Genomic DNA, 12,777 nt, shown 5'->3' on the forward strand with positions numbered 1-12,777 from the left:
AGTCGCCGGGTCTAACTAGCCGGCGGCAGTATACACGAAGTTCATCAGCCAACTTTCCCGACTTTCTACTGCGATGACCACGAATTCCCTTTGAAACGCCCACCTACCTTAACTCCAGTCCGAAAAATTCGGCATATCATCTTTTTGAAAGATGTGCTGATTCTGGCTGTGACATCGTTTGGCGGGCCGCAGGTACATTTAACGATGTTCCTTGATTTGCTGGTCACGAAACGCCGTTACCTGACAGAAGGGGAAGTAATGGAGTTGACAGCCCTGTGTCAGTTACTCCCCGGCCCTACTTCTACCCAAACAATTACGGCGCTCGGGTACAAGATTGGGGGGGCCAATTTAGCCTACCTCACGCTGCTCATCTGGTGTCTCCCGGCGGTGCTGGCCATGACCGCTGCTGGTATTGGGGTGCACTACCTGGAGCAAAATAACGGCTCCCTTGCTTTTGCACGTTACATTCAACCAATGGCCGTGGGCTTTCTGGTGGTGGCAGGCTACCGCATTGGGCGCAAGGTGATTCACAATCAGACGGGCCTTGTGCTGGCTATTGTGGCGGCACTGGCAGCCTATGTATTCCGGTCTCCGTTTCTTACCCCCATCGTGATATTAGTGGGTGGCATAACGACCTCGCTTACGTACCGGAAGCATGAGAAAATGGCACATCAACCCATGCGGATTCAATGGTCGAATTTTTTTCTCTGGTTCGGTGTGCTGGCCGGGGCTGCGTTGCTTGGAGCTATCACTCAATCGCTGCCAGTCCGATTATTTGAAAATTTTTACCGGAACGGAAGCCTCGTCTTTGGCGGTGGTCAGGTGCTCACTCCCATTCTTTATAATGAGTTTGTCGCATTTAAAGAGTACGTCACCCGCGAAGAATTCTTGTCGGGGCTCGGCCTGGTGCAGGCCATGCCAGGTCCGGTTTTCTCATTTGCCTCTTATATAGGCACGCTGGCCATGCGGGACGACGGCTTGCAAGGTCAGCTACTGGGTAGCCTGGTGTCTACCGTTGGCATCTTTTTGCCCGGTACGTTCCTGATATTTTTTGTGTATCGATTTTGGGATCAACTCAAGCGCCATCGTCCAGTCCGGGCGTCGCTGGAAGGGATCAATGCAGCCAGTACAGGACTTACCGCAGCATCAGCAATTATACTTTTCGAGCCTATGACTCAACACTGGCCGTTTGTACTTGTTGTATTAGGTACAATCTTGCTGCTTGAGCTTACCAAACTGCCACCTTATGCGTTGATTATCGGTGGTTTGGGGCTAGGCTTACTGTTATAATCCATCATACACATGAAAATCACTCCTACCTTATCCAGACTCATTGCAGTGTCGCTGGTAATTTGCCTGAGCAACTGCGCTAAAAATCCCGTTACCGGCAAGCGTGAGCTAAGCTTAATGTCGACGGAACAGGAAATTGCTATTGGGAAAGAGTCCCACCCGTCTATTGTGGCGACAATGGGTCTGTACGAAGACCCTAAGTTACAGGCCTTCATGAATACGAAAGGGAAAGCCATGGCTGCCATTTCGCACCGGCCCGACTTGCCTTACCAGTTTTACATCGTTGATTCTCCCGTTGTGAATGCCTTTGCGGTTCCGGGCGGCTATGTTTATTTCACCAGGGGGATTCTGGCTCACTTCAACAACGAAGCCGAATTTGCCGGCGTGTTAGGTCACGAAATTGGCCATATCACAGCCCGGCACTCGGTACGGCAACAATCCAGTCAGCTGTTGACGTCGCTGGCAGGCATTGCGGGAGCGATACTGGTGCCCCAACTGGGCGAAAGCTTTATGCAGGGAGCACAGTTGTTACAGTTAAGTTACAGCCGGGCCCACGAATCGGAATCGGATGAAATTGGCGTTGGCTATTCGAGTAAGATTGGCTACGATGCCAACCAGATGGCCGACTTCTTTGCCACCATCAAACGGATTCAGGATAACTCGGGCCAAAGCGTGCCCAACATGCTATCGACACACCCCGATCCGGGTAACCGCTACACGAAGGTGCACGAGATGGCGAAAGACTACCAGACAAAGAACCCGGGAAACTACCAGGTAAATCGTGACACGTACCTGCGCATGATTGACGGCATCATGTATGGCGAAGACCCGAAGCAAGGGTTTGTTGAAAACAATATGTTCTACCACCCTGAGCTGAAATTTCAGTTCCCGGTGCCGACTGGCTGGCAACACCAGAACTCGCCTTCGCAGTTTCAGATGGGGCCTAAAGACGGCAAATCATCAATGATTATGATGCTGGCAAAGGGAAATTCGGTGGAGGAAGCGGCCCAGGCTATGGTGAAAGAGCTAAATCTGAAGGTGCTCGAGAGTGCCAAACAGACTGTCAATGGGAACCAGGCCATGGTGATTATTTCGCAGCAACTCCCTCAGCAACAACAGCAAGGTCAACAACCTCAGCAACAACAAACGGCCGCCAACACATTACAGATCGGTACGTACCTGATTCAGTACAACGGTAATATTTACGCTCTGCACGGTCTATCATCGGCGGCCGACTTTCAAAAGTCGTTTCCTACGTTCAAATCCGTGTCAGAAGGTTTCCGCACACTTACAGACCCCGACAAGTTAAATCGTAAACCCGACCGCGTATACGTTCGGCAGGCCCCCCGCGCCGGTACGTTCCGTGAAGTAATGACGGCAATGAATATGCCCGCTAGCCGGATTGAAGAGCTTGGCGTTGTTAATAGTCTAAAGGCAGACGAACGGGTAGAGAAGGGAACGTTGCTAAAGGTTATTACCAAATAACTGACTTACTGACACTTGTCGGCATAATATTTAAGGTGCTGGGTGAATATGTATACGTTTGTCTGTTTATTTTTGTACGGACAAACAGCACTCACGCTCATGAGCCGCCTTCCGCGTTTTCTCGGTGATCATTCCACCCTACGGCTTACCGTAACGGTGTTTCTGAATGCGCTGTGTATTGCTGCTGTTGTGGCGCTTCGGTTCATGCTGCCTACTTCCTTTCAGCGACCAACGCTGAGTATACCCAATGTTGGTAATTTTAGCGTGGCTAATTGGTTCGCCAATCGACTTGCCGACATGGTCGAGTTATTACAAGAGTTACTCAGGCATTTAATTCAATAAAAAAACGCCGGCTGTAGGGCCGGCGTTTTTTTATTGAATTACTTGGCCAACAAATCAGGCTAGCTCTATACGGAACAGATGCATAGGCATGATGTACGGATCCAGTTCTATGAAATTCCATTCACCGTTCCACGTATACCGGTTTCCAGTGAGCAAATCATGAACGGTGTACGGCTGTTCTGCACCTATACCAAGCTCCCAGATGGGCACCTGAAGCATAGCGGCACGCCGATTGTAAGCATCCATATTTACCACAACCAGTAACCGATTATCCCCTGTTACTTTCAGGTAAGCCATTAGGTGGTCATCGTCGATGCGGCAGAAGGTGAGGTTGTTAGTTTGTTGCAGAGCAGCATTATTGCGGCGAATCCGGTTAGTTAGACCAATCAGGTACGTTAACTTATTTGTCCGCTCCCAATCCCAATGGCGTATTTCGTACTTTTCTGAATTCAAAAATTCTTCCTTGTTTGGTACAGGTACGTGTTCCATCAACTCAAATGATGGGCCGTAGATGCCGTAATTAGCCGAAAGAGTAGCCGCTAGGAAATAACGGATCAAGAATTGAGGTTCATGACCCGATTGTAGAATTCCCGGATTGATATCGTGGGTTGTGGGCCAGAAATTAGGTCGGAAATACTGTTTCATCTCCCCTGCCGTCAACTCGGTCATGTACTGTTGCAATTCAGCCTTTGTAGTCCGCCAGGTGTAGTATGTGTACGAATGCGCAAAGCCAACTTTGGCTAGTTGTTGCATCACTTTAGGCTTCGTAAAGGCCTCAGACAGAAATAGCATGTCCGGGTGATGCTTTTTAACTTCAGCGATTACCCACTCCCAAAACCCAAACGGCTTCGTGTGTGGGTTGTCGACACGCACAATCCTCACGCCCCAATCAGCCCAAAGGAGTAGTACCCGCTTCAGTTCAAGCCACAGGTTTTGCCAGTCTGTCGTTTCGAAATTGACCGGATAAATATCCTGGTATTTTTTAGGTGGGTTTTCGGCGTACTGAATAGTACCATCTGGCCGTTTTTTGAACCAGTCAGGATGCTCTACTGCCCATGGATGATCTGGCGAGCATTGAATGGCCAGGTCCATAGCCAGTTCAATACCATAGATTTTAGCTTCCGCAATTAACCGTTTGAAGTCGTCGACTGTCCCTAACTCGGCATGAATGGTGTCATGACCACCTTCAGCCGAGCCGATACCGTAGGGCACACCCGGTTCGCCAGGTAAGCAGGTGACTGAGTTGTTTTTCCCTTTTCGGTGAGCCGTTCCTATTGGATGAATGGGTGGCAGATATAGCACATCGAACCCCATACCGGCGATGCGAGGCAGGAGTTTTTCTACATCACGAAAGCTACCGTGTAACGGTACGTTGCCAGCCCCTAACTCCTGACTGGCCGAACGCGGAAACAGGCAATACCATGTGCTGAAACCAGCTTTTGCCCGGTCCACTTCTACACTCAAGGTATATGGATAACGAGCAGGGTGTTGCCGTTCAGGGTAACGTTGAGCCCACATAAGGAACTGCTCGCTCTCAGCCAGATGAATAGCCTGCTGGTAAACCTCGCTATTGGTTAGGTCTGCTCCCTCCCGGAAGAGCCTAGCCGCGCGAATTAGCTCGGCCGCATCATGGGCATTTGCAGTTGGGCCAGCTGCGGCACGGTGAGCCATCCCGTCTACCAGCACCGCACCAGCCAGCAGTTCACTACTTATACGCTGACCATCGGCCAGCTTCAATTCTATCTCATGATGCCACGAGGCAACGTGATCGACCCAGGCTTCTATTGTGTACTGATAACGACCAGGCGCTTCGACAGTGAACGTTCCAGCCCATCGGTCATTAACCAGCAGTTTCATAGACACTTCCTGCCAGGCTTTTTCTTCGGCACGTCGGTAGAGCAACCGGGCTGCCAGCACATCATGACCATCCGAAATGATGTCTGCCTCTACTGGAATAAGATCACCGATAATTGCTTTAATTGGGTATCGTCCAGGCCGATCATACCCCGCTTCAATTTCGGGCGAAACCCGTTCTATTTGCACACGAGTCTGACCCGATAAGTCGATCAGCGATGGATCAGGTTTAGGTGAAGATTTTGTCGACGATGCTTGTTTTTTCATAAATGAAGCGACGATTGAGCTACAAAAATAACCTCCTAGGCCAGAGTTCGGTTTAGGATACGGGCTAATCAGCTAAGTGCAGCATTAAATCATCCCGCTATATTCCTATTAAAACTATAGGCTATACTAAGAAAACAATCCCCCGGAATACTATTAAAAAAATAGTATTCTGGGGGATTAGTTCGATTAACTTTTATGGTTGTAACCGCTTATTTACGTACACATTGTTTAATGCCTACTAAACGGATGCAGCAGGAGTTATGCTTTTGGCCGACCAACTTTTCCTGATTTTTCAGCTGGCTTATTCAATTTTAGCATATAACCAGTCACACCGCCGTCGAAATCGAATGAGTTAACCACGAATGTATATTTCTGGCCAACGTAATCGATACCATTCTTCTGGAGGATGAACGGCAACGAAATACTATAACTCTTTGCTGCTTTCACAAGCTCAAACGAAGCTGAATCAGATGCAGAAGCTGGAACAAGGTATAGCATTTTCGCTTTACGCTTCCCTGCCTGAGCGCCAACTTTGAACGCAAGACCGGCTGGGTTTATCCCCAACTGCTCTACACTTTTATTTGGCAGTACCAATTTCCCCGTCGCAGAGATATACCCTGTTACCGTAACTGGTTTTTTCGACCGCTTTTTCGGTGCGACTTCTTCTGTATTTTCCGATGGGCTAAAAAAGCGAATTTCTTCTGTCTGCATAGTATAGGAGTAATAAGTTCTGTGCAAACATACACATTAATTGTAGCCGTCACAGAATTTGGCACAAAAAAGAGTGAGGTGTCTCAATAAAAACTAAGCGAAGCTCACAATTATTTTGCATTTCGTAACAGACAAAGCCGCTTCTTTAAGGCTTGCCGATCAGCCAGTGTTCATAAAATAAGCAACTATTTATACGTCATTATCTATAGTTAAGTATACTGGCAAATGATATGCCTTCGGCTGTTTTTAGTAGTATGTAGTTTAATTTTAGCTGGTCTACCTCTCAGAGCCACCTATCCCCTTACAATAGTTTGCACTTGAAGACATTATCTCTTTTTCAATTATTTATCTAATAATCAACGCTTTATAGATACGATTCAACCTTAGAGAGTAGCTAATTACAAAATTTTATACAATTATTTACGGGAGACTCGCCCACTAAAGGCCGTTACAGTATTCGCGCTACGTGTTAAGCTTATCCACATTGGAACTTGGTTACTGTTGTTCTTCTACCGCCTCACTATCAGTTTAGGTAAGTACACTAACCCTGGCACTACTTTGTTATAATTAATAGTCATCTGCCTAACCCACATTACTAACGTTATGAAAAAATTAGTCAAAGAAAATGGTCTTTCACTCGCACTAGCGGTCGTTACACTGCTCACATTGATTAGTCAATTAGTTGTTGGTTGGCATGAGTACAACGATGAACTTGGTGACTTTGGTCGGCATCAGCTTTCCTTTGTTCATTATTTAACCAGCGGCCACTGCATCGAAGCTGTGTTCGAGAATTGGGAAAGTGAGTTTCTGCAAATGGGTGTTTATGTATTGCTTACGGTTTCTCTATACCAGAAAGGTTCTTCTGAATCGAAAGACCCCGATGAATCAGAGGAGGTTGATCGTGTTCCTTCAACTGCTCGGAAAGATGCCCCCTGGCCTGTTCAGCGAGGGGGATGGGTGCTTAAACTCTATGAAAACTCGCTAAGCCTTGCTTTTTTTCTGCTTTTTCTACTTTCTTTTTTCTTACATGCTATTGGCGGAGTGAGGCTGTATAATGAAGAGCAGCTGATGAAAGGAAAAGATAAATTGTTTACCGTTTGGCAATTCCTTGGCACTACTGAATTTTGGTTTCAGTCATTGCAAAACTGGCAAAGTGAGTTTTTATCAGTACTTGCCATTGTCGTGCTTTCTATTTTTCTGCGCCAGAAAGGATCTCCAGAGTCTAAGCCTGTTGATGCACCTCATTCTCAAACCGGAGAATGAATCAGCGCTGCTTCGATAACTTACTTACTAGCCAACTATTTAAGCTGATTATGTCAGACTACTCATGTTATCGTATGGGTACGTAGATGGGTAGAAACTTTATATTTTACTTTTCATTACGCATGAAGCAGATCGTACTCTATATAGTGGGGACTCTGGTGCTCACCACCTTACTGGTTTCGTTTCGACCGAAAGTAGGTTTACCTCCAACCAAACCCAAAAACATTATTTACATCCTGGCCGACGACCATCGGTATGACTTCATGGGTTTTACAGGTAAGGTGGCGGGTCTATCTACCCCAAACCTTGATCGGCTGGCTCGTGAAGGGGCTCACGTACGCAATGCGTTTGTTAGTACAGCCCTTTGCTCTCCCAGCCGGGCCAGCATACTAACCGGTCAATACGCACATACCCATAAAGTAGTCGATAACTTTGCCCCGCAAACACCCGGCCTAAAATTCTTTCCTCAGTACCTGAAGCAAGTGGGGTATAGAACCGCTTTTTTCGGAAAATGGCATATGGGGAATTCTGATGATGCGCCTCAACCTGGCTTCGATTACTGGCTCAGTTTCAAAGGGCAAGGCATCTACTATAACCCGACATTCAATATCAACGGCAAACAAGTAGCCCATGGCGATAGCAGCTATATAACCGATCTGCTGACTGATTACGCCCTGAAGTGGCTCAACTCGCTCAATAAAGACAAGCCATTCTGTATGTACCTGTCTCACAAGGCTGTGCATGCAGAATTTCAGCCAGCCAGACGGCATCGGGGTGTAAATGCGGCCATGCCAATCAATTATCCGCAGTCGATGTACCTGACGGCTTCTGACAGCAGCAAGGTTTGGGGGCCAAAACCAGTACTGGGTCCGGAGGCGAAAGCCGTGCCGGTTAATATTGCTGATATGCCTAACTGGGTGAAACAGCAGCGGTATAGTTGGCATGGAGTAGACTACCTCTACCACGGCGCAATTGGCTTTAATGATTTCTACCGGCAATACTGCGAAACGCTGATGGGTGTCGACGATAGCGTAGGGCGCGTACTACAGTGGCTCGACGATAACAATTTGGCTGAAACCACAATGGTCGTGTACATGGGTGACAACGGCTTCAGCTTTGGCGAACGCGGTTTAATCGACAAACGACATATGTACGAAGAGTCGATGCGGGTACCCTTACTGGTACGCTGCCCGGCCATCATTAAAGCCAGCACAACCGTCGACCAGGTGATTCAGAATGTTGACATTGCACCCACTTTTTTGGCTTATGCCGGGCTTTCGAAGCCAGCCCAGATGCAGGGGAATTCGTTTTTACCGCTTCTGAAAGGTGTAACTGTACCGTGGCGTGACCAGGCGTTTTACGAATACTACTGGGAGGCTGATTTCCCCCAAACGCCCACAATGTTTGGCGTCAGAACGGGACGGTATAAGTACATATTCAATCATGGTGTCTGGGATGCCAATGAGTTGTATGATTTACAGACCGACCCGCAGGAAGTAAATAATTTGATTCGAAGCGATGCGCACCAGGCGATTGCCAAGGAGTTACGGAATGAGGTGTTCAACTGGCTTGAATCGACCAACGGGCTGCAGATTCCTCTCCATCCTGTTCGGCAAAAGCGCTTTGACCACCGGTATAAAGGAACATACTGATGGCCGCTGCAATAATCACCGCTGTACCCATTAAAAAAGCCTGTCCAAGATCTAGACAGGCTTTTTTAATGGGTACAGCGGTGATTATTGCAGCGGCGAATAATCGGTTGGCTTCATATATAGGGATTCAACTTTCACCGTAAGAGGGCCATCTTTTTCTGACTCGGCTTTCACTTTTTCCCACTTGGGATCTTTGCGGAATAAATCAAAGTTTGCCTTCCCCTCGGCTTCGCTTGGGTGAGCCAGAATATAGACTAGTTTGGGTTGAACTCCTTCCTTTTCAGCGGTTACCCAATAAGCAATATTCTCCATGCCATGCTTAGTAAACAGCTTCCGGGTGTGGTCGCGGAAACGGCTAAGCAGGTTGGGCAGTTTATCGGGTTGAGCCGTGTAGGTACGCAATTCGAAGGTTCGCATGGGCGATTTTTTCTTCAATTTAATCGCAGGCGATAGGTCAGACTCTGTCATGAAATACGAATCGACCTTGCTGACCAGCTTTCCATTCGCTTCTGTTTTTGCTACTACCTCACGCCAAGCTGGATCGGCACCAAAGTGTTTCCAGGATGTGTCTCGGGCAGCTTTGCTGGGGTAGGCCAGAATATAAACCAGCTCCTGGCGACTCGTATCGGTAGGAGTCCAATAGCCAATGTTCTCCATGCCGTGTTTTTCAAACAGCTTGGTTGTATACTGCCGAAACCGGTCGACAATGGCGGCGTATTTCCCTGGGGTTGGGTGATAAACACGTACCTCGTAGTATTTTGAGGACTGTCCGAGTGCCGCAGAATTAATGCAACAAAGGGCAGCGAGCGAACTGGCAAAAAACAAAGTAAAGCGGAGCTTTTTCATGAGTGTATTGTAATGGATTATACTGACAAAGGAGACTTTTTTTGAAATTATACTGATACGTGAATAGGCAGGTAACAGGTCAGTGGTCCAGGTACGTTACGGCAACACAGACAGGTTCACTGACGCCGATCAACAGCCAACTTGGCGTGCTGGCGATTTAATCATCAGCCTTTTCTCCTGAAAATGCTTGTATCGGCGTATGGGGCGGTTATTTTTGAGGGAACTCATACATAGCCCCCGTCAACATTATGCTTAGCCGCGTTGCAAACTCAATATACTGGATGAATCGCTACATTGAACGGGCTGAAAATTATGCCCGGTTTATGAGCGTGAATTTCAACCTGGCACTGGACCTTCCCCCTAATGTTGTGCCTCAATGGGAGCCTCTGCTGATTGCAACCGCCAACAACTACGGCTTTTATGAGCACTACCAGGAGGCTACCCGCGAGAATGTAATTGAGTACATGACGTTCGACAAACGAAACCCAAGTTCGATTGTGTCGAGCCTGAATTTTGCCCGCGAAAATGCACGCACGGTCCGTGAGACAATCTCGAAAGAGATGTGGGAAAAGTTAAATGAGTTGTATCATATGGTGCAGGGAACAGGCAATCACGCTGACTGGAGCCTAAGCCAAACCCAGGATTTTTTCACCGAAATCAGCTACGGTGCACAGTTGTTTTACGGCATCATTGACGCTACGATTACCCGCAATGAAGCCTGGCATTTCGCCCGTGTGGGACGCTTCACCGAACGCGCCGATAAAACAACACGCTTCCTCGATGTAAAATACTTCACTCTGCTCCCCGCCGACGGTTCTGCCAGCACTACGCTTGACTTGGTTATTTGGGCTGCTGTCTTGAAATCGGCATCAGCGTACAATATGTTTCGTCAGCAATACCGAAGCCTCACCCCAGCCAATATTGTCGAATTCCTGCTATTGGATAAGCTCTTTCCAAGGGCGGCGGCTCACTGTATTCGCCAAGCCGAATTGTCGCTTTACGAAATCTCAGGTACGTCGGTTACGCAGGGATTTGGCAATGCAGCCGAACGAGCTATCAGCAAACTTCGAAGTGATCTTGAATTCACCGTTGTCGACGATATTTTCAAATCAGGTTTACATGAGTTTCTCGATAATTTCCAGACACAGACCAACGACATCGGTACGGAAATCTATAAGACTTATTTCGATTTAAAGGCGGTCGAGGCGTAACCCAGATTAACGACTGGTTATCAATTGTCAGCGTTTCGCAGGTACGTTCTCTGGCGCATCTGTGGGGGGTTGATAACCAGTCATTGATCCGCAAAACGACGCATTCGATAGGCCATAATAGCCACGTCTCCCAGTTCATTGAGAAGTCGCCAATTAGCTACTACACCCACAACAGCGCCAATACCAGGTACCAACTGGAGCATTTTGGCGAGGTCGATATAGTCGCGGTACTCCTGCTGAAACGTCAGCCAATCAAATTCGTTAATATCTTCGGGTAAGGCTTGCGCATGGGCTGTCCAGTTTTCAAGTTGAGCGAATATTGCTTGTCGCCTGCTTTGGCTTGAAAAAGCCAGTTGGAACACGTGCAGTACATACAGGCGCTCCCGATAATCTGATACGTCATACCCGTAGAGGGCGGCAATGTCGTAGAGCATTTTCATTTTCAAACTGAGCAGCAAGGGAAAATCGGCTAGACCTACCAGCAACCCGGCAGCGCCGGTCAGGCCACCTTCAGCCGCCCCAACACGCTTATACCACGCAATTCGATTATGTACCGCTGCCTCCCGCTGATCGAGCGGTTGATCTCTCACTACCTTCGGAGCCGTGTATTCAGATCCCAGCAGTACCGCCCTAGTCATGTGTTTGATCGCGCCCGTAATAACAGCGTGGACCTTATCAGGAATCAACCGGTTCATTTTTGTTTGAAACAACTTCGCCATCCGATTTGCCAGCGATGGGTTCCGGCGCATCTCCTCGGCCCAACGGAGTAGTTCCTCTCGAGCGCTTTGCTCATATGGCGACATCAAATTTGTGTACATCGGTGTGCAGGGAAACGAAAGAGAAAATGCCTTTCCATTTACTAAATTTACAACATGGGCTTCGCGTGTCTGGCTACAAGCTAAAAAGACAACCCGTAAAAATTAGTTAAGTTTACGGGTACTAACTAGTTGAACTCATCACGAAGGGTCAATTAAAGTACTTCGTTTTACCATATGCAACACAACACACAACAGGATGAATGGGATTGGGAAATCACAAATCAGACTAGTTGGTGGGACTGGAAATTGATTGAGGTATGGACATACCGAAATTTATTAGTCCGTTTAGTCCGCAGAGACTTTTTAGTCAATCATCAGCAAACCCTCCTTGGCCCGCTCTGGATGCTTTTTCAGCCTCTATTGACGCTCGCTACTTATGTACTCGTCTTTACTAATATAGTAGGCATTTCTACAGGGAATACTCCTCCGGTACTATTCTATCTTGTAGGAATTATATTATGGACTTTTTTCAGTGAAAGTTTCACAAGCGTATCCTATACGTTTACACATAACGTGCACATATTTGAGAAGGTATATTTCCCCAGACTGATCATCCCCCTGTCTGTAATGAGTGCCAACTTTATGCGTTTATTGCTCCAATCGAGCTTGCTGGTAACATTAATTGTGTACTACAGTCTTTTCCAAAACGTACCAATCGAATTTAATAATTGGTTGTTTGCGGCTCCCTTTTGCATTCTACTTATTGGCCTGAACGGCCTCTCTGCCGGACTGCTGTTTGCTGTATTGACGGCCAAATATCGGGATCTGACCAATGTGGCCGTGTTGGGTATCAGACTGATGATGTTTGTAACCCCTGTAATTTATTCAGTATCGATAATCCCAGCCAACGTTCGTTGGCTCGCTGAATTAAATCCACTGACTCCACTATTCGAACTTTGTCGTTTTGCGGTATTGCGGGAAGGAACATTCACTGCTACGAGCTTAATCTATAGTCTTTCTATGACAACTTTATTATTTGTCGTGGCTATGGTTTTTTTCAATAAACAAGGCGACAAAATAATGGACGTAATATAATTT

The 12,777-nt window shown here is 47.4% G+C and carries 11 protein-coding genes; 7 read left to right on the plus strand and 4 right to left on the minus strand.

Annotation, left to right across the window (positions count from 1 at the left end; genetic code table 11):
• The first annotated feature begins 90 nt into the window (after positions 1–90).
• The 3 genes from chrA to F7231_RS12820 all read left to right on the plus strand — a co-directional run bounded on the left by chrA (position 91) and on the right by F7231_RS12820 (position 3,117).
• Complete coding sequence (gene chrA, locus F7231_RS12810) at positions 91–1,290, plus strand: chromate efflux transporter (protein WP_166692182.1); 1,200 nt, start codon at positions 91–93, stop codon at positions 1,288–1,290.
• Positions 1,291–1,302: 12 nt separating this feature from the next.
• Positions 1,303–2,775 (plus strand): M48 family metalloprotease, encoded by a 1,473-nt coding sequence (locus tag F7231_RS12815; RefSeq protein WP_166692183.1) that lies wholly within the window; start codon positions 1,303–1,305, stop codon positions 2,773–2,775.
• A gap of 99 nt (positions 2,776–2,874) precedes the next feature.
• A complete protein-coding gene (locus F7231_RS12820; RefSeq protein ID WP_085413513.1) occupies positions 2,875–3,117 on the plus strand; it encodes a hypothetical protein in 243 nt (80 codons plus the stop codon).
• Between the two features lie 54 nt (positions 3,118–3,171).
• Here F7231_RS12820 and F7231_RS12825 read toward each other — a convergent pair whose 3' ends face one another.
• A complete protein-coding gene (locus F7231_RS12825) occupies positions 3,172–5,238 on the minus strand; it encodes an alpha-1,4-glucan--maltose-1-phosphate maltosyltransferase (RefSeq protein ID WP_166692184.1) in 2,067 nt (688 codons plus the stop codon).
• Positions 5,239–5,496: 258 nt separating this feature from the next.
• Positions 5,497–5,949, minus strand: a complete 453-nt coding sequence (locus F7231_RS12830) for a hypothetical protein (RefSeq protein WP_085413510.1) — start codon at positions 5,947–5,949, stop codon at positions 5,497–5,499.
• A gap of 603 nt (positions 5,950–6,552) precedes the next feature.
• Here F7231_RS12830 and F7231_RS12835 point away from each other — a divergent pair.
• Positions 6,553–7,212 (plus strand): DUF6766 family protein, encoded by a 660-nt coding sequence (locus tag F7231_RS12835; protein WP_166692185.1) that lies wholly within the window; start codon positions 6,553–6,555, stop codon positions 7,210–7,212.
• 122 nt (positions 7,213–7,334) lie between these two features.
• A complete protein-coding gene (locus F7231_RS12840) occupies positions 7,335–8,864 on the plus strand; it encodes a sulfatase family protein (protein ID WP_166692186.1) in 1,530 nt (509 codons plus the stop codon).
• A gap of 84 nt (positions 8,865–8,948) precedes the next feature.
• Here the strand turns inward: F7231_RS12840 and F7231_RS12845 are convergent, their stop codons facing one another.
• Positions 8,949–9,710 (minus strand): NIPSNAP family protein, encoded by a 762-nt coding sequence (locus tag F7231_RS12845; protein ID WP_085413504.1) that lies wholly within the window; start codon positions 9,708–9,710, stop codon positions 8,949–8,951.
• Positions 9,711–9,958: 248 nt separating this feature from the next.
• On the opposite strand from F7231_RS12845, the gene F7231_RS12850 reads away from it, so the two are divergent.
• Positions 9,959–10,921 carry an alpha-E domain-containing protein gene (locus F7231_RS12850; RefSeq protein ID WP_085413502.1) on the plus strand — a complete coding sequence of 321 codons (963 nt, stop codon included), beginning with the start codon at positions 9,959–9,961 and terminating at the stop codon, positions 10,919–10,921.
• Between the two features lie 80 nt (positions 10,922–11,001).
• Here the strand turns inward: F7231_RS12850 and F7231_RS12855 are convergent, their stop codons facing one another.
• Positions 11,002–11,724, minus strand: a complete 723-nt coding sequence (locus tag F7231_RS12855) for an EcsC family protein (protein WP_166692354.1) — start codon at positions 11,722–11,724, stop codon at positions 11,002–11,004.
• 189 nt (positions 11,725–11,913) lie between these two features.
• On the opposite strand from F7231_RS12855, the gene F7231_RS12860 reads away from it, so the two are divergent.
• Entirely contained in the window at positions 11,914–12,774 is an 861-nt protein-coding gene (locus F7231_RS12860; RefSeq protein WP_166692187.1) for an ABC transporter permease, read from the plus strand.
• Positions 12,775–12,777 lie beyond the last annotated feature (3 nt).

It is taken from the genome of Fibrivirga algicola, from assembly GCF_011742925.1.
Lineage (GTDB): Bacteria > Bacteroidota > Bacteroidia > Cytophagales > Spirosomataceae > Fibrella > Fibrella algicola.